The 19,160-nt window shown below is 39.9% G+C and carries 16 protein-coding genes; 15 read left to right on the top strand and 1 reads right to left on the bottom strand.

Annotated elements, in window-relative coordinates:
• The first annotated feature begins 174 nt into the window (after window positions 1-174).
• From JOC31_RS08710 to JOC31_RS08665, 10 genes are all read left to right on the top strand, one after another.
• Entirely contained in the window at window positions 175-2,061 is a 1,887-nt protein-coding gene (locus JOC31_RS08710; protein ID WP_205017772.1) for a DUF2207 domain-containing protein, read from the top strand.
• Between the two features lie 88 nt (window positions 2,062-2,149).
• The gene (locus JOC31_RS08705; protein WP_205017771.1) at window positions 2,150-2,989 is read left to right on the top strand and encodes an undecaprenyl-diphosphate phosphatase; all 840 of its coding nucleotides are present in this window, start codon (window positions 2,150-2,152) and stop codon (window positions 2,987-2,989) included.
• A gap of 222 nt (window positions 2,990-3,211) precedes the next feature.
• On the top strand, window positions 3,212-3,922 hold the full coding sequence (gene mecA, locus JOC31_RS08700; RefSeq protein WP_205017770.1) for an adaptor protein MecA: 711 nt from the start codon (window positions 3,212-3,214) through the stop codon (window positions 3,920-3,922).
• A 1-nt stretch (window position 3,923) separates the two neighbouring features.
• Window positions 3,924-5,087 carry a glycosyltransferase family 4 protein gene (locus JOC31_RS08695; RefSeq protein ID WP_205017769.1) on the top strand — a complete coding sequence of 388 codons (1,164 nt, stop codon included), beginning with the start codon at window positions 3,924-3,926 and terminating at the stop codon, window positions 5,085-5,087.
• Between the two features lie 104 nt (window positions 5,088-5,191).
• Entirely contained in the window at window positions 5,192-5,962 is a 771-nt protein-coding gene (gene sufC / locus JOC31_RS08690; protein ID WP_205017768.1) for a Fe-S cluster assembly ATPase SufC, read from the top strand.
• Between the two features lie 36 nt (window positions 5,963-5,998).
• Entirely contained in the window at window positions 5,999-7,261 is a 1,263-nt protein-coding gene (gene sufD, locus JOC31_RS08685; protein ID WP_205017767.1) for a Fe-S cluster assembly protein SufD, read from the top strand.
• Between the two features lie 32 nt (window positions 7,262-7,293).
• Entirely contained in the window at window positions 7,294-8,523 is a 1,230-nt protein-coding gene (locus JOC31_RS08680) for a cysteine desulfurase (protein ID WP_205017766.1), read from the top strand.
• Window positions 8,510-8,953 carry a Fe-S cluster assembly sulfur transfer protein SufU gene (gene sufU / locus JOC31_RS08675; protein WP_205017765.1) on the top strand — a complete coding sequence of 148 codons (444 nt, stop codon included), beginning with the start codon at window positions 8,510-8,512 and terminating at the stop codon, window positions 8,951-8,953. Before JOC31_RS08680 ends, sufU begins: the two co-directional genes overlap by 14 nt.
• 215 nt (window positions 8,954-9,168) lie before the next feature.
• A complete protein-coding gene (gene sufB, locus JOC31_RS08670) occupies window positions 9,169-10,584 on the top strand; it encodes a Fe-S cluster assembly protein SufB (protein WP_205017764.1) in 1,416 nt (471 codons plus the stop codon).
• Window positions 10,577-10,756: a hypothetical protein gene (locus JOC31_RS08665; protein WP_205017763.1), complete on the top strand. Its 180-nt coding sequence runs from the start codon at window positions 10,577-10,579 to the stop codon at window positions 10,754-10,756. The genes sufB and JOC31_RS08665 overlap by 8 nt, the downstream gene beginning before the upstream one ends.
• 251 nt (window positions 10,757-11,007) lie before the next feature.
• On the opposite strand, the gene pbp3 is transcribed toward JOC31_RS08665, so the two are convergent.
• Window positions 11,008-12,249, bottom strand: coding sequence for a D-alanyl-D-alanine carboxypeptidase PBP3 (gene pbp3 / locus JOC31_RS08660; RefSeq protein WP_205017762.1), 1,242 nt, complete (start codon window positions 12,247-12,249; stop codon window positions 11,008-11,010).
• Between the two features lie 175 nt (window positions 12,250-12,424).
• Between pbp3 and JOC31_RS08655 the strand changes: the two genes are divergently transcribed.
• The 5 genes from JOC31_RS08655 to JOC31_RS08635 all read left to right on the top strand — a co-directional run bounded on the left by JOC31_RS08655 (window position 12,425) and on the right by JOC31_RS08635 (window position 19,017).
• A complete protein-coding gene (locus tag JOC31_RS08655; RefSeq protein ID WP_205017761.1) occupies window positions 12,425-14,398 on the top strand; it encodes a peptide ABC transporter substrate-binding protein in 1,974 nt (657 codons plus the stop codon).
• A gap of 184 nt (window positions 14,399-14,582) precedes the next feature.
• Window positions 14,583-16,085, top strand: a complete 1,503-nt coding sequence (locus tag JOC31_RS08650) for an ABC transporter permease (protein ID WP_205017760.1) — start codon at window positions 14,583-14,585, stop codon at window positions 16,083-16,085.
• On the top strand, window positions 16,085-17,011 hold the full coding sequence (gene oppC / locus JOC31_RS08645) for an oligopeptide ABC transporter permease OppC (RefSeq protein ID WP_205017759.1): 927 nt from the start codon (window positions 16,085-16,087) through the stop codon (window positions 17,009-17,011). Before JOC31_RS08650 ends, oppC begins: the two co-directional genes overlap by 1 nt.
• Window positions 17,012-17,021: 10 nt before the next feature.
• Complete coding sequence (locus JOC31_RS08640; RefSeq protein WP_205017758.1) at window positions 17,022-18,095, top strand: ABC transporter ATP-binding protein; 1,074 nt, start codon at window positions 17,022-17,024, stop codon at window positions 18,093-18,095.
• Complete coding sequence (locus tag JOC31_RS08635; RefSeq protein WP_205017757.1) at window positions 18,088-19,017, top strand: ATP-binding cassette domain-containing protein; 930 nt, start codon at window positions 18,088-18,090, stop codon at window positions 19,015-19,017. The genes JOC31_RS08640 and JOC31_RS08635 overlap by 8 nt, the downstream gene beginning before the upstream one ends.
• The last annotated feature ends 143 nt before the right edge of the window (window positions 19,018-19,160 follow it).

Here is a 19,160-nt window from a genome sequence, read left to right as displayed (position 1 = left end):
CAACGACCTCCACTACTATTATACCGGAGGTCGTTTATCTAGTTTATGAAATTAATTTCTGAAAACGATATTTTCTTCATGCGTTTGTCGTGCTTTTTAAAGCTCTGGAAAGCTTTTATTTTGTGATAAAATAAAGAAAAACCTTAAGGGTCACTAAAAAGGAGGTTCCTATAGATGAAGAAATACTACGTTTTAGGATTAGGTGTTTTATTAGGTTTCTTTTTGTTGCTTTTACCAGTGAAGGCGGATGATGTGGATTATCGTATCGCTTCTTACAGAGGTCAGTTGCAGATACATGAGGATAATACAGCTAGTTTTATTGAAAGCGTTGACTATCAATTTGACTCAGATTATAACGGTCAGTACCTTAGTTTAGGAACCTCTGGTAAAATGCCAGAAGGGTTTGATATCGTTGGTGAGCCAACAGTTACGGCTACTAAAAATGGAAATCAGGTTGACGTAACAAGTGAAATGGAAAATCTTGGAGATGGTTATCGTCTCAAGGTTTACAATGCCGGCCAAGAATCCGATGATGTTGTTCTAACAGTGGTGTGGCAGTTAAAAAACATTCTTTTCAAGTATGATGACATCGCGGAATTAAACTGGGTTCCAATTTCGGACTGGGATCAGACTCTTGAGAAGGTATCTTTTTCTATTGAGACAGATAAGGCGTCACGTCAGTCTCAGCTGTTTGTTCATAGGGGCTACTTAGCACCTTCATCTAACATTGAACATCTCAATCAGACTTATCGGGTGACGGCAAATCATGTCACAGGAAAACTCGAATTACATGCTTACTGGGACAGCGATGTGATAGGGGGTACTTCTTTACCTGAGAAGCGCCTGTCAGCTTTTTTACAATTAGAGAAGGGGATTACTCAAAGAAATAGTCAGTTGATTAAGATTTTCAATACCTACCTACCAATTCTATGTTTTGTCTTGTTTTTGTTGGCAGGTCTAGTTTACCAGTCCTATAGAGCTTTTGTTAATCGTTTTTACCTGAAACCAGCTCGTCTCTACGAAATGCCAGATGATCTTTCTCCTTTGGGAGTGGCTCAGTTGGTTTACAATCAGTCTTTTGAGGATTTGATCCTTACGTCTAAAGGCAAAGCTAAGGGAAAGATTCGGTCTGACCATTTGGTGCAAGCAGAGGTGCTGGATTTGATTGATCGCGGTGCTCTTATTTGGGAAGGGGATCAGCTTCGTTTACTCAGTCGGACTGATTTGCTGGATTATGAAAAAGAATTCATAACGCTGGCTTTTGGCAATCGTGATAGTGTCTTGCTATCAGACCTTTTTTCTGATTATTATTTCGATGAGAATACTGAAAAGCAACTACGTCAAAAATACAGTGGCTCAAGTCTTGAAGGGAAAATGCGTCAAGCGGGGAATCACTTGATTCAACGTTTACGAAAAATTAGTCGTAGTATTTCAGAATCAGTAAAAACCAGCTTGTCGTCTTACCCTGAGACCTATCGAGACCTTACGATGAGAGAGCAAGCTCTCAGCCTGCTTGCCATGGGCTTGTTAGGGCTTAATACGATTTTATCTGTTTGTTCGATTGTTTATCTATTGACACGCTCTTACTATGAGCAGATCTTATGGTTATATATGGTGGTGACCCTCTTATCGATGCTTGCAATAGTCGTAATGTTTAGAAAGGTTAGTATCTGGCAAAACAATGGAGCTTTGACAGCAGAAGGAGGACAGATGAGACAATTGTGGGACAGTTTTGAGCGCATGATGTCTGATATTGGTACTTTTAAAGAGGCGGAACTCGAGAGTTTGATTATTTGGAATCGGATGTTGGTCTATGCTACTCTATTTGGACAGGCAGATAAGGTAACTCATTATATGAAGATTCATCAAATTCAGCTTCTGGACAGCCATTTAGCAGAGTCTTACGTCTATATCTCTCCTCATCTTCATCAAATGACCAGACAATTTCATCATTCGGTTAGCTCTGCTCAATCAGCATCGCACTTTTCAATCTCTTCTGGTGGAAGTGCCGGTGGTGGCTTCTCTGGTGGCGGAGGAGGAGGCGGAGGCGGTGCCTTTTAGAGAGATTGATGACTTAATAATCAAAAGGTGAGTAGAGAGTCTGTTTTTTCTGATATAATAGTCTCAGTATAATAATTTAGGAGTTATCATGTTAGTAATTGAATTAGTAAAGGCTCTTGTTCTTGGTATTATAGAGGGGGTTACCGAGTGGTTGCCCATTTCAAGTACAGGCCATTTAATTTTAGTTCAGCAGTTTATGACCTTGAATCAAAGCAAGTCGTTTGTTGAACTCTTCAACATTGTTATTCAGCTGGGAGCTATTTTGGCGGTTATGGTGATCTACTTTGAACGTCTAAATCCTTTTCAGCCTGGCAAGACTGCACGTGAAGTGCGTCTGACTTGGCAACTGTGGCTTAAGGTTGTTATTGCCTGTATCCCGTCTATCATTATCGCTGTTCCTTTTGATAATTGGTTTGAAGCTCACATGAGTTCTATGGTATCGATTGCAATCGCTTTGATTGTTTATGGTATTGCCTTTATCTGGATTGAAAAGCGTAACGAACACGTGGAACCTAAAGTGACTGATTTGAATCGTATGTCTTATTTGACTGCTTTCTTGATTGGCTGTTTCCAAGTTTTAGCCATTGTCCCAGGGACAAGTCGTTCAGGAGCTACTATCTTAGGTGGAATCTTGGTAGGAACAAGTCGTACTGTTGCTGCTGACTTTACCTTCTTTTTAGGGATTCCAACTATGTTTGGTTATAGTGGTCTGAAGGCTGTTAAGTTCTTCCTCGATGGTAATAGCTTGACAATGGCACAGTTTTTGATCCTTTTGGTAGCCAGTGTGACTGCTTTTGTACTCAGTCTCTATGCGATTAAGTTCTTGACCGATTATGTGAAAAAACATGATTTCACCATTTTTGGGAAATACCGTATTGTTTTGGGGCTTATCATTTTAGCATACTGGTTGATTACTCTTATCTTCTAAGAAATGAAAAGAATTCGGATATTGTTTGTCTGGATTCTTTTTTCTTTGAATTCCCTTATTGTTTTCAAATTGCTAAAAGCTCTGCTTTCCTGTATAATATAAAAGTAAAATCCCTATTTTTAGGGATTTTATCCTAAGTAAACGAATAGAATGAGAAGAGAAGGAATCTGAGACCCTAGTCCCAGATTCTCTTTATAGAAGACGCGTAAGAGGTATTTTACTATGGAAATGAAGCAAATTAGCGAAACGACGCTAAAAATTACCATTAGTATGGAGGATTTAGAAGAGCGTGGTATGGAGCTAAAAGACTTTCTGATTCCTCAAGAGAAGACAGAGGAGTTTTTCTACTCAGTGATGGATGAGCTAGATCTTCCTGATAATTTTAAAAACAGTGGCATGTTAAGTTTCCGTGTGACACCACGCAAGGATCGTTTGGACGTTTTTGTCACAAAATCTGAATTAGACACTGATTTAAATTTAGAGGATTTTGGTGATATGGAAGATATTGCCAATATGTCTCCAGAAGATTTCTTCAAAACATTGGAACAAACTATGCGTGACAAGAGTGATACCGTGGCTCAGGAGCGTCTAGAGGAAGCTGAAAACATGGACTTGGAAGAAGAGGTAGAAGCTGTCTCTGACTACGTTCACTATGTTTTGTCATTCGACAGTTTGGAAGAAGTACTGATTTTTTCTAAGGCAGTAGACTTTCTTGTGGAGGCCTCTGAATTGTATAAATTGGCAGATCGTTACTACATGACAGTTTTGCTCAATGTTCAAGATAAACCAAGCTCACACGCCAATATGATGTATGCACGTATGTTGGAGTTTGCTAAGGAATCTGATAAGACACGTGCTTACTTGCAAGAGCATGGCGTTCAGTTACTCTATACAGATGCTGTTGAGCAATTGAAATTGGTGAAGGTAGATTGATATGGTGCCATTCTCAATTGAATATGTTCTGGTTCTAATAGGAACTTTCCTTATTAGCCTTTGCTTGACACCAATTGTACGTTTTATCTCTTTTAGGGTTGGTGCCGTTGATAATCCCAATGCTAGACGAATCAACAAGGTACCTATGCCTAGTGCAGGTGGGCTAGCTATTGTTCTTAGTTTTATGATTGGAAGCTTGATTTTGATGCCACGTGTTATTCATACGATGTGGTGGCAAGCCTCTTATTTTTATTACATTTTACCAGTTGTCATCGGTGGTCTAATTATAGCGGTGACAGGTTATATTGATGATATCTACGAATTGAAGCCAAAACCAAAATTACTGGGGATCATTATGGGGTCAGTTGTTGTCTGGGCATTCACGGATTTTAGGTTTGATAGCTTCAAGATTCCTTTTGGTGGGCCTATGATCCACTTTGGACCAATCTTGACCTTTTTCTTAACCATTTTATGGATTGTAGCGATCACTAATGCTGTCAATCTTATTGATGGTTTGGATGGTCTGGTTGGTGGCGTTTCAATCATTTCCTTGTTAACTATGGGGTTGGTTTCTTATTTTTTCCTGCCTCAGACGGATATGTTTTTGACCATGACAATCTTTGTTCTGATTGCAGCGATTGCAGGTTTCTTTCCTTATAATTATCACCCTGCTATTATCTATCTAGGAGATACAGGAGCTCTTTATATCGGATTTATGATTGGAGTTTTGTCTCTCCAAGGACTCAAAAACTCAACCGCTGTGGCAGTAGTAACGCCAGTTATTGTTTTAGGAGTTCCGATTTTGGATACGGTGGTTGCGATTATCAGACGAAAATTATCAGGTCGTCCAGCCATGGAAGCTGATAAAATGCATTTACACCACCGTCTCCTAGCCATGGGGTTCACTCATCGCGGAGCTGTCTTGGTCGTTTATGGAATTGCGATTGTCTTTTCTTTGATCGCTCTATTGCTCAATGTTTCCAGTCGTCTGGGAGGCGTTTTACTGATGTTAGGACTCGCCTTTACCTTGGAAATTTTTATAGAAGGGTTAGAGATTTGGGGAGCAGGTCGTACCCCTTTATTTAAAATTCTTAAATTTATCGGTAACAGCGACTATCGACAAGCCAAACTGCTTTCTTGGGAGCAGAATAAGAAAGAAAAGTAAACAGAAAGAAAGTCCTATGGGCTTTTTTTTGTTATAATGATTATTGTTATTGAAAAAATAATCAGGATTTTCCTGTCAAAATAAAAAGAGAAATGGAGTGTACAATGTCTGTACTTGAAATCAAAAATCTTCACGTATCAATTGAAGATAAAGAAATTTTGAAAGGTGTTAACCTTACCCTTAAAACTGGTGAAATTGCTGCCATCATGGGACCTAACGGAACTGGTAAATCAACCCTATCTGCTGCCATTATGGGTAATCCGAACTATGAAGTTACTGAAGGAGAAATCCTTCTTGACGGTGAAAATATCTTAGAACTTGAGGTTGACGAACGTGCTCGTCTAGGTCTTTTCCTTGCGATGCAATACCCATCAGAAATTCCAGGAATCACTAATGCTGAATTTATCCGTGCTGCTATGAATGCAGGTAAAGAAGATGATGAGAAAATTTCAATCCGTGACTTTATCAAAAAATTGGATAAAAACATGGAACTTCTCGGTATGAAAGAAGAAATGGCAGAGCGTTACCTTAATGAAGGTTTCTCAGGTGGTGAGAAAAAACGTAACGAAATTCTTCAATTGCTCATGCTTGAGCCTAAATTTGCCCTTCTAGATGAGATTGACTCAGGTCTTGATATTGATGCCCTTAAAGTGGTTTCAAAAGGTGTTAACGAGATGCGTGGTGATAACTTTGGTGCCATGATTATCACTCACTACCAACGTCTCTTGAACTACATCACACCAGATGTTGTTCACGTGATGATGGAAGGTAAGGTTGTTCTTTCAGGTGGACCAGAGTTGGCTGCCCGTCTTGAAAAAGAAGGTTATGCTAAAATCGCTGAAGAACTCGGTTACGAGTACCACGAAGAAGTGTAAGTTTTGTACTTCATTTAACGAGAAAAGGAGTACATCATGTCAAAAGATACTATTCTAAGCTTTTCACAAGCAAAAGCAGAGCCAGCTTGGTTGCAAGAACGTCGTCTAGCTGCCTTTGATAAAATGGAAGAATTGGCACTTCCAACTATCGAACGTGTCAAATTCCACCGTTGGAATTTGGGAGACGGTACTATATCTGAGAGTGATTTTTCTGAAAATGTGCCAGATTTCACTGCTCTTGGAAACAATCCTAAATTAGTTCAATTGGGGACACAAACCGTTCTTGAACAGTTGCCAGTTGAGCTAATCGAGCAAGGTGTTGTTTTCACAGACTTCCATTCTGCCTTGGAAGAGATTCCAGAAGTTATTGAGAAATACTTTGGAACAGCTGTTACATTTGATGAAGACAAGCTAGCGGCTTATAACTACGCTTACTTCAACAGCGCAGCTGTCCTCTATGTTCCTGATAATGTTGAGATTGACCAGCCTCTTGAAGGTATTTTCCTCCAAGATAGCACAAGTGCTGTGCCATTTAACAAACATATCCTTATTATTGCAGGTAAGCATTCGAAATTTGCCTACTTAGAACATTTAGAAACCAGTGGTCAAGGTTCTGAGGAAGTATCAGCTAATATCTCAGTTGAGGTTATCGCTCAGGCTGGTAGCCAGATTAAGTTCTCAGCTATCGATCGTCTTGGCGAAAATGTTACAGCCTATATCAGCCGTCGTGGTCGTCTTGGCAATGATGCGACTATCGAGTGGGCACTTGGTGTCATGAACGAAGGAAATGTTGTTGCGGACTTTGATTCAGACTTGATTGGAAATGGTAGCTACGCTGATCTTAAGGTTGTTGCTGCTTCGTCAGGTCGTCAGGTACAAGGGATTGATACGCGAGTAACTAACTACGGTAATAACTCAATCGGTCACATCTTGCAACACGGAGTTATCCTTGAACGTGGAACGCTGACGTTCAACGGTATTGGACATATTGTCAAGGGTGCCAAGGGTGCTGATGCACAACAGGAGAGCCGTGTGCTGATGTTGTCAGACAAGGCACGTTCAGATGCCAACCCAATCCTCTTGATTGATGAAAATGAAGTGACAGCAGGTCACGCAGCTTCAATTGGTCAAGTGGATCCCGAGGATATGTACTATCTCATGAGCCGTGGGATTGACCAAGAAACAGCAGAACGTTTGGTTATCCGTGGATTCTTGGGAGCAGTTATCACTGAAATCCCAGTTAAGGAAGTGCGTGACGAAATCGTTGCAGTACTCGACCGTAAATTGGACAAACGTTAAAAGCTAAAAACGAGTGGAAAAGAGGAGACTTCATGTCATTAGATGCTTATAAAATACGTCAGGATTTTGCGATTTTAGACCAAATTGTCAATGACGAACCTCTGGTTTACTTGGACAATGCGGCGACAACTCAGAAGCCACAGGTGGTATTGGATACCTTGATGGCTTATTATCACGAAGATAATGCCAATGTTCACCGCGGTGTTCACACCCTAGCTGAACGAGCGACAGCCAAGTACGAAGCCAGTCGTGAGAAGGTGCGTGCCTTTATCAACGCTCATTCAACAAAAGAAGTCCTCTTTACACGAGGAACGACGACTGGTCTCAACTGGGTGGCTAAATTTGCTGAGCAGGTCTTGAGCCAAGATGATGAGGTTTTGATTTCGGTCATGGAGCATCATTCCAACATTATCCCTTGGCAGGAGGCTTGCCGCAAGACGGGTGCTAAGCTAGTCTATGCCTATCTTAAGGATGGTCAGCTGGATATGGATGATTTGACAGCCAAGCTATCCGACAAGACGAAGTTTGTCAGCCTAGCCCAGGTGTCAAATGTCCTCGGCTGTGTTAACCCTGTTAAGGAAATTGCAGAGCTAGCTCATGCAAAAGGTGCCTACATGGTGGTAGACGGTGCTCAGTCAGCACCTCACATGACCATTGATGTTCAGGACTTGGATTGTGATTTCTTTACCTTGTCGGGTCACAAGATGTTAGCACCGACAGGTATTGGGGTACTCTATGGTAAAGAAGAAGTCCTCAATCTCATGAACCCGGTTGAATTTGGTGGCGAGATGATTGATTTTGTCTATGAACAGGAAGCGACTTGGAAAGAGTTGCCGTGGAAGTTCGAGGCAGGTACGCCAAATATTGCAGGTGCAATTGCTCTTGGTGCAGCTGTTGATTACCTCACTGAAATTGGTATGGATGTTATCCATGCCTACGAGCAAGAGTTGGTCGACTATGTCTTGCCTAAGTTGCAGGCAATCGACGGTCTGACAGTTTATGGCCCTTCGGATCCAAGTCAACATGCTGGTGTGATTGCCTTTAATATTGATGGTTTGCACCCACACGATGTCGCAACAGCACTAGATTATGAAGGAGTGGCTGTGCGTGCAGGACACCACTGTGCCCAACCGCTCATCAATCATCTAGGCATTTCATCTGCTGCTCGCGCTAGCTTTTACATTTACAATACGAAAGAAGACTGCGACAAACTTGTCGAAGCCATTATCAAAACAAAGGAGTTTTTCAATGGCACTCTCTAGATTAGATAGTCTCTATATGGCAGTGGTCTCAGACCACTCAAAAAGCCCCCATCATCATGGGGTCATTGAAGGCGTTGAAGCTCTTCAACTCAACAACCCAACCTGTGGCGATGTCATTGCGCTTTCTGTCAAATTTGATGGAGATGTCATTGAGGATATTGCCTTTGCAGGAGACGGATGTACCATTTCAACAGCTTCATCTAGTATGATGACAGATGTTGTTATTGGAAAGACAACTAAAGAAGCCCTTGCTCTTGCCAATCTTTTTTCTGAGATGGTTCAAGGTCAACAAAATCCAGATTACGAAAAACTTGGTGAAGCAGAATTTATGGCAGGTGTGTCAAAATTTCCTCAACGCGTTAAGTGTGCAACCTTGGCGTGGAATGCTTTGAAAAAATCGATTCAACGTCATGAGGAAGAAACAGCCTAAAGGGCCTTCTCTATTGATACTGACTCAAAGATAAAATAGCGTTTATATTTAGTATATTTCTCCTGTGATTATTGTAGTAGGATTATCCTTTTAGGATAAGGCTGTTTTTTGAGTTACTAGCTCTTTGGAGTATAAGAATTGATTAGAATAACAACTTAAGAGCCTTGGCTAGACTGTCTGAGTGGTTGTTATATTATTTATAAAAGGAAAATAAGATGTCAGAAAACGAAAAAGTAGAACCAAAGCCTATCGACCTTGGTGAATACAAGTACGGCTTCCACGATGATGTGGAGCCAATTGCCAGTACAGGTAAGGGTCCAACAGAAGAAGCGGTTCGAGAGATGTCTCGTATTAAAGGCGAACCAGAATGGATGCTAGAATTTCGCTTAAAATCTCTTGAAACCTTTAATAAAATGCCTATGCAGGACTGGGGACCAGACTTGTCAGGTATTGATTTTGATAACATTACTTATTATCAAAAACCAACAGATAAACCAGCTCGTACTTGGGACGAAGTACCCGATAAAATCAAAGAAACCTTTGAGCGTATCGGTATTCCAGAGGCAGAGCGTGCCTACCTTGCTGGAGCCTCTGCCCAGTATGAATCAGAGGTGGTTTACCACAACATGAAAGAAGAGTATGATAAACTAGGAATTATCTTTACAGATACAGATTCAGCTCTAAAAGAATACCCAGATTTATTCAAACAATACTTTTCAAAACTAGTTCCACCAACGGATAACAAGTTGGCGGCGCTTAACTCAGCCTTTTGGTCAGGTGGTACCTTTATCTACGTTCCAAAAGGGGTTAAGGTAGATATTCCTTTGCAGACTTACTTCCGTATCAACAATGAAGGAACAGGTCAATTTGAACGTACCTTGATCATTGTTGACGAGGGAGCAAGTGTTCATTACGTTGAAGGATGTACTGCCCCAACTTATTCAACTGCCAGCCTTCACGCTGCTATCGTTGAAATCTTTGCCTTGGATGATGCTTATATGCGTTATTCAACCATTCAAAACTGGTCGGATAATGTTTATAACTTGGTAACAAAACGTGCCACTGCCAAGAAAAATGCGACGGTTGAGTGGATTGACGGAAACCTTGGTGCCGAGGTGACCATGAAGTACCCATCTGTTCTTCTTGATGGTGAAGGAGCACGTGGAACCATGCTTTCAATTGCCTTTGCCAATGCAGGGCAACACCAAGATACAGGTGCTAAGATGATTCACAATGCACCACATACCTCATCGTCCATCGTGTCAAAATCAATTGCCCGTAATGGTGGTAAAGTTGATTATCGTGGACAAGTGACCTTCAACAAAGATTCTAAAAAATCAGTATCTCACATTGAGTGTGATACCATCTTGATGGATGATATTTCAAAATCAGATACTATCCCATTCAACGAAATTCACAACTCACAAGTAGCCCTTGAGCACGAAGCCAAAGTCTCAAAAATCTCAGAAGAGCAACTCTACTACCTCATGAGCCGAGGACTTTCAGAACAAGAAGCTACAGAAATGATTGTCATGGGATTTGTTGAACCATTCACAAAAGAACTCCCAATGGAATATGCCGTCGAACTCAACCGCTTGATTGCCTATGAAATGGAGGGCTCAGTTGGCTAAATTAGTTAGCAGTCAAATAACTATAACGTTATTTGACGCAACTAATTTGCCAACTGAGGTTGGAGATGAAGCAAGTGTAACTTGCGTCGTTAATAAGTTTATGGAAATTAGCAATTCAATAGCTATAAAGCTATTGAATGCAATCATATTGCCAACTGAAGTTATCGAATAAAGAAAAGGTAGCGCAAACTACCTTTTCTACTCCGAGATGGACAGAACGAGTTTCAAACAACAAAAAAGTTGTTTGAAACCGACAAACCCCCACTGAAGTAATGGGATGAGGAAGCCAAAGGTTTCTTTTAACTAATTTGCTGCCAACTGAGGTTGGAGATGAAGCAAGTGTAACTTGCGTCGTTAATAAGGTTATGGAAATTAGCAATTCAATAGTAAAAGCACTCGAATTTGATTCGAGTGCTTTTATGTTTATAAGTTGTCGTTAACGTATCTGACGAAATGGTTCCACCAAACACGGAGGAAGAAACTCTTCTTGACATCTTTGGCAGCGACCATATCAACGCTTGGAGCTTTGTCAAGATAGCCTGTACCAACGAGGTCGGTATCGTGATAAGTAGCTTTACCAACTACCTCTCCTTTTTGAATAGGGGCGGTATAACCAGATGATGTACTAAATGTGACTGCATTAGAGGTGTCCGATCCTTGTTTATGAACAACTTTTAAGGATTGTTTAGCAATGGCAGTAACAGAGTCTTCTTTACCATCTAGTACAGTTGCTTTGTGAGATTGGTAAGATTCGCCTGTCTTGATGAGTTTAACCATCTCAAAGTTATTGGCAACATAGTTTAGAAGGTCGTTTGTCGCTTCAAAACGAGCGTAGTCATTATCCTGCCACCCATCTGCATTCATGACTACTGAGATGATACGCATGCCATTTTCTGTCGAAGTAGCGACAAATGAAGCACCTGCTAGTTCTGTCGTACCAGTTTTGAGCCCATCTACTCCAGCTCGTTCATAGGGCATGCCACCTAGCATATAGTTGTAGGTGTTCATTGTTGTTCCATCAAAATCGGCTGTAACCTGATCTGAGATTTTGAGAACATCTGGAAAGTCTGTAATAAGATGACGTGCAATAATAGCCATGTCACGGGCGCTCATTAGATTTTCAGCATCGCTAGCAGATCCTGGGTAGATATTGTCACCAAGATAGCTGTTGTTTAGGCCAGAGGCATTGACTAGAGTGGCATCCTTGATTCCCCAAGATTTGAGTTGTTGACTCATCATATCAACAAATTTCGGCTCGCTACCTGCAATATGCTCAGCTAAAGCAATAGCTGCGCTGTTGGCACTGGCAACCATAGCAGCATTAACAAGCTGTTCAACGGTATAACGGCGTGCTTCCATAGGGACGTTACTGGCATCGGAATTGGCAGTAAGGTCATAAGCGTAGTCAGAAATATCTACTTGTGTATCCCAAGACAGCTGACCTTCTTTGATTTGTTGATAGACCATATAGACCGTCAAAATCTTTGTCATAGAAGCGACCCCATCAGGTGTCGTTGCATCTTTTTCGTAGAGAACTTTGCCAGTTGTTGCTTCGACAGCGATAGCGTGCTCTGCTGCGACATCAAAATCATCAGCCGAAACGCGACCAGGTTGATGCGTCAATAATAGCAGGAAAAAGAGCAGTAGAGGTAATAATTTTTTCATTATTCTTTCCTTATTACATAGTTTGTTTCTATTATATCATAAGTCAAAATAAGACAAGCTAAAAAGTAATTGTTGTAAATTGATAGAATTTTCTGATATAAAATCGTTTTCTTTAAGGAAACTTTATGGTACAATAACTTTACAAATCAAATGAAAGGCTTTGAGGAGAAAATTTATGAAAAGAAAAGCAAAACTTCTTACTCTTGCAGGTGTTGCACTTGCATCAACAGCAGTTCTTGTAGCCTGTGGCAATTCTAGCTCAAGTTCAAAGAATACAAGCACTTATAATTACGTTTATACTGGAGACCCTGAGTCTCTTGATTACTTGGCGACTATGCGTGCTACTACAAGTAATATCACATCAAACGTTATCGATGGTTTGATGGAAAACGACCAGTACGGAAATCTTGTCGGTTCATTGGCAAAAGATTGGAAAGTCTCAGCTGATGGCTTGACTTACACTTATACACTTCGTGACGATGCTTACTGGTACACTGCAGATGGTGAACAGTATGCACAAGTTAAAGCTCAAGATTTTGTAACAGGTTTGAAGCATGCCGCTGATAAAGAAGCCGATGCACTTTACCTTGTTCAAAATTCTGTTAAAGGTTTGGATGCTTATGTCAAAGGAGAAACAAAAGACTTCTCAACAGTAGGTGTTAAGGCTATTGATGATCATACAGTTCAATACACATTGACACGTCCAGAAAGCTTCTGGAACTCTAAGACAACTTACGGAATTTTGTTCCCAGTCAATGCGGACTTCCTTAAATCACAAGGTGACAAGTTTGGTACAGTAGATCCATCAACTATCCTCTACAACGGACCATACACTATTTCATCAATTACCTCTAAGTCTTCTATTCAGTTTGCGAAAAATGAAAATTACTACGATAAAGAGAATGTTCATATCAATGCTGTTAACTGGACTTACTATGATGGTTCAAACCCTGGAGACCTTTATAACGGCTTTAATTCAGGTTCATATACTATGGCTCGTCTCTTCCCTAACGACTCTTCTTACAAAGACGCGGCTAAAAAATATAAAGATGACATCTACTATGCACAACAAGATGCTTCAACTTATATGAACTACTTCAACCTCAACCGTACGAAGTTTGACCTTTCTAAGAAGACAGATGCTCAAAAATCAGATGCTAAAAAAGCACTTTTGAACAAAGACTTCCGTCAAGCCATTAACTTTGCCTTTAACCGTAAAAACTACTCAGCACAGGCAAACGGTGAAGAGGCTGCAACTTACAGTCTTCGTAATACCTTGACACCCCCAAGTTTCGTCCAAGTTGATGGTCAAGATTTTGGTAAAGTAGTTGATAAAGATTTGGCTTCACTTGGTTCAGAGTGGACTTCAATCAATACTGCAGATGCACAAGATGGCTTCTACAATGCTGAGAAAGCAGTGGCTGAGTTCAATAAAGCAAAAGCTACCTTGTCATCTCAAGGGGTTGCCTTCCCAATTCAGTTGGATTATATCACAGACCAAACAAGTGAGACGCTTGTCAACCAAGCAAAATCATTTAAAGATTCAGTTGAAAAAGCACTCGGTAAAGAAAATGTTGTAATCAATGTTATCCAAGCTGATACAGATTCTTATAACAATGCGACTTACTACGCTGAGTCTCCATCAGCTCAAGACTGGGATATCTCTGGTTCAGGTTGGTCACCAGACTATGAAGACCCATCAACTTACCTTGATATCTTCAGCCCAACAAGTGGTTCATTGATTAAAAATATCGGTATTACTGCAGGTAGCGACACTGCTATTGCAGAAGCTGTTGGTCTTAACGAATATGACCAGTTATTGCAACAAGCTGCAGCTATCACTCAAGATACAAAGGCTCGCTATGAAGCATACGCTAAAGCACAGGCTTGGTTGACAGATAGCGCCCTTACAATGCCATACTACTCACTTGGTGGAACACCAGCTCTTTCAAAAGAAGTGCCATTTACATCACCTTACGCCAACTACGGTACAAAAGGTGATAGAAATTACACTTACAAATACAAAGAACTTCAGGCTGATCCTGTAAGCAAAAAAGATTACGATAAAGCTTATAAATCATGGCTTAGCAAAAAAGAAAAATCAAATGCTGAATACGCTAAAAAATTAGCTGATCACGTTGCCAAGTAAGGCTCTAAGAACCTACCTTTAAGGTGGGTTCTTTTGTCTATAGAGCAGTCAGATATTTCTGAATATTAAGCATTTTAAGGTTATTTTATGGTATAATAGATGACATAGATTTTCAAATTTGAAAACCATTACAAAAAATAAATGAAAGATAAACGGATCTCTTTTCAAGATTCAGAGGAAAGTTATGAAACGATATGTTCTTATGCGAACGCTACGCTCCTTATTATCAATTTTTTTGGTAATTACACTTACCTATACCATTGTCTATACGATGGTTCCACGAAAACTGATTTTCAAGCAGGATCCCAACTATGCTAAGCAAGTTACAACACCTGATAAGAAAACAAATTACGAAAATACAGTTTATAAACGTATGGGCTACATCGACTATTACGGGAGTAAAGAGCTTCGCCAAAAGGCATCTCGTTTAGATAAAACTGTTACGACGGATGCGACCAAGACTAATGAAAAAATTTATAAAAAATACATCAACTCATTAGGTCACGGTTGGATTCTCAAGAGATTTAAAGATAGCAAGCAGTTTTATGCAGTCCGTGAAATTCCTGTATATGAGCGCGTTTGGCATTTCTATGCTAATTTGATTCAGATAGATCACCCATGGAAAATTAAAGATGCATCCAATCCTAATCTCGAACGTTACATTCGTATCGAAAATGATAAATCTGTTGGTTGGTCTGTAGTTGGTTCAGGAACACAACACAAGTATTTGTTGTATTTTAATGGGCTATTCCCATATATCCACCAGAACTTCATCACATTTAATCTAGGAACTTCTTATCCTACGTATAGTGGTATTCCTGTTTTGACAGTTATTTCTCAAGGGCAAGGAACAACTGCTTTGAAAGATGTGACATTCCCAACAGGAATTACCAAACCATCTTCTATTAATATCTATTCTCGTACATATAAATCACCATCTAAAGCAGATGCACAAGATAAAGCAAACTTCGGAAATGGGGATGCCTATACCGAGACAACTAGCAATTACACGGATCCATCAATGATATCCAATTCTTTCAAAATTGGTATTGTCGGGGTTATCCTATCCTACTTACTCGCATTGCCATTGGGACTTTTGATGGCGCGCTTTAAAAATGGTCTGTTTGACCGTCTATCAACAGGAATGCTAACCTTTATGTTGGCTATTCCAAGTGTGGCAACAATCTATATCATTCGTTACTTTGGAACACTCGTTGGATTACCAGATAGCTTCCCATTATTAGGAGCTGCAGATATGAGATCTTACGTTCTCCCAGCGCTTGTTCTTGGAGTGTTAGGAATGCCAGGTACAGCGGTATGGTTCCGTCGTTATCTTGTTGATGAACAAAATAACGATTACATTCGTTTTGCCCGTGCAAAAGGTCTTTCAGAGGCAGAGCTTTCTAAAAATCACTTATTTAAAAATGCCATGGTTCCAATTGCTAATGGTATCCCTGGAGCTATTGTTGGTGTTATCGGTGGAGCTACTTTGACAGAGTCAATCTTCGCCTTTCCTGGTATGGGTAAAATGATGCTTGATTCCATCAAAGCAGCTAACAACTCTATGGTTGTTGGACTAGTTCTTATCTTTACCCTAGTTGCTGTCTTGTCACTCCTTGCTGGTGATATCTTGATGAGTATTATTGATCCACGTATTAAATTGTCAACAAAAGGAGGTAAGAAATAATGGCATCAATTGATAAACAAAAATTTGAATTTGTCACTTTAGATAATTTAGCATCTGAGTCTATTGATGCTCCTGAGTATTCTTACTGGAAATCTGTTTTTAGACAATTCTTTTCTAAAAAGTCTACTGTAATAATGTCAGCTATTTTGGTGGCTGTGATTCTGATGAGCTTTGTCTATCCGATGTTTGCTAACTTTGACTTTAATGATGTTAGCCATATCAATGACTTTTCTCGTCGTTACATTAGCCCTAATGCAACCTTCTGGTTTGGTACGGATAAAAACGGACAATCTCTTTTTGATGGGGTTTGGTATGGGGCTCGCAATTCGATTTTAATTTCGGTCATTGCAACAGTTATCAATACCGTGATTGGAGTAATTGTTGGTGGTATTTGGGGTGTTTCCAAATCGGTCGATCGTATTCTTTTAGAAGTATATAATGTTATCACTAATATTCCTGCCTTCTTGATTATCATCGTTTTAACTTATTCAATTGGTGCAGGCTTTTGGAATTTGATCTTAGCTATCTGTTTAACGGGTTGGTTGGGTATTGCTTATTCGATTCGTGTTCAAGTTATGCGTTATCGTGATAGAGAGTACAACCTGGCAAGTCGTACTTTAGGAACATCAACTTATAAGATTGTTATCAAGAATATTTTGCCACAATTGGTTTCTGTTATTGTGACTATGGTAAGTCAGATGCTTCCAAGTTATATCTCTTATGAAGCCTTTCTGTCATTCTTTGGTTTGGGCTTGCCAGCAACAGAGCCAAGTTTAGGGCGTCTCATTTCCAATTATTCATCAAACATTACAACTAATGCTTACTTGTTCTGGATTCCGCTTTTTGTTTTGATTCTTGTATCTCTACCTCTCTTTGTTGTCGGACAAAACTTAGCAGATGCCAGCGATCCACGTTCACATAGATAGGAGACCCCACATGACGACAACTAAAAATATCGTATTGAGTGCTTCAGATGTCGTGGTAGAATTTGAAGTACGTGACCGTATTTTAACGGCTATTCGAGGTATTTCACTTGATTTTTATGAAGGAGAAGTCTTGGCCTTGGTTGGAGAATCTGGTTCAGGAAAATCCGTTCTAACAAAAACATTTACAGGTATGTTGGAATCAAATGGTAGAATTGCCTCAGGTAAGATTACTTATCGAGGGCAAGATATTACTCAGTTTAAAAGCCATAAAGACTGGGATGGTATTCGAGGTGCTAAAATTTCTACGATTTTTCAGGATCCTATGACCAGCCTTGATCCAATCAAAACAATCGGTAGCCAGATTACAGAAGTTATCATTAAACATCAAGGTAAATCCAAGTCAGAAGCTAAACAGATGGCGATTGACTATATGAATAAGGTTGGTATACCAGAAGCAGATCGTCGTTTTGATGAGTATCCATTTCAGTATTCTGGAGGGATGCGTCAGCGTATTGTTATTGCTATTGCTTTGGCATGTAAACCAGATATATTGATCTGTGATGAGCCTACTACAGCTCTCGATGTAACGATTCAAGCGCAAATTATTGAACTTTTGAAGAGTCTCCAGAGAGAATACCAATTTACTACTATTTTTATTACACACGATCTTGGTGTTGTGGCAAGTATTGCAGATAAGGTAGCGGTGATGTATGCAGGTGATGTTGTTGAATATGGTACTGTAGAAGATATTTTCTACGACCCACGTCACCCTTACACTTGGAGTTTGTTATCAAGTTTACCTCAGTTAGCTGATGAAAGTGGTGTGCTCTTCTCAATACCAGGTACCCCACCATCTTTATATAAAGAAATTGTAGGTGATGCTTTTGCACCACGTTCGCAGTACGCAATGGCAATTGATTTTGAAGAGAATGTACCGAAATTTGAAGTTAGCGATACCCACTGGGCAAAAACATGGCTCCTTCATCCAGATGCTCCACGGGTAGAGAAACCGCAACTCATTCAAAATTTACATGAAAAAATTTCAAAAAAACTAGGAAAACAAAAAGGAGGGGAACATGTCTGAGAAGTTAGTTGAACTTAATGATTTAGAAATCTCTTTCGGAGAAGGAAGTAAAAAGTTCGTTGCTGTCAAAAATGCGAACTTCTTTATCAATAAGGGTGAGACCTTTTCCCTCGTAGGTGAGTCAGGTAGTGGTAAAACAACAATCGGTCGTGCAATTATTGGATTGAATGATACGAGCGCAGGTGATATCCTCTATGATGGAAAGAAAATTAACGGGGCTAAATCTAAAGAAGATGAAAGAGAGATTATCCGTAAAATTCAGATGATCTTCCAAGATCCAGCTGCAAGTCTTAACGAGCGTGCTACAGTGGATTACATTATTTCGGAAGGCCTTTACAATTTTAACCTTTTTAAAGATGAGGAAGATCGAAAAACTAAAATCCGTAACATTATTTCCGAAGTTGGTCTTTTGCCTGAACATTTAACGCGATATCCACATGAATTTTCAGGTGGCCAGCGCCAACGTATCGGAATTGCGCGTGCTCTTGTTATGGAGCCGGAGTTGGTTATTGCAGATGAACCTATTTCAGCGCTAGATGTTTCTGTTCGTGCGCAAGTATTGAATTTATTGAAAAAATTTCAAGAAGAAAAAGGGTTAACCTATCTCTTTATTGCCCATGATCTTTCAGTAGTTCGTTTTATTTCAGATCGTATAGCAGTTATCCATAAAGGTATCATCGTCGAAGTGGCGGAGACTGAGGAGCTCTTTACGAATCCTCTTCACCCTTATACTCGATCGCTTCTTTCTGCAGTTCCAATTCCAGATCCAATTTTGGAAAGACAAAAAGAACTAATCGTATATGATCCAAAACAACATGATTATAGCCAAGATAAGCCTCAGATGGTAGAAATCAGACCAGGTCATTACGTTTGGGGAAATCAAAAAGAAATAGATGATTATCGTCAAATGATAGATAAGTAAGAAGGAACCATTGCTCTAGTTGGAGTGATGGTTCTTTTTATTCTATTGAACATGACATAAATGTCATGTTCAATAGAAAGTGTAGCGATTACAATAAGGGTATAAAAAGTAATAAGGGGAGCCACAAGATGAACTCTATTCAA

It is taken from the genome of Streptococcus saliviloxodontae, from assembly GCF_016908655.1.
GTDB classification, from domain to species: domain Bacteria; phylum Bacillota; class Bacilli; order Lactobacillales; family Streptococcaceae; genus Streptococcus; species Streptococcus saliviloxodontae.
Note: the sequence above shows the minus strand (reverse complement) of the source record. Positions and strands in the feature narration are given on the sequence as shown.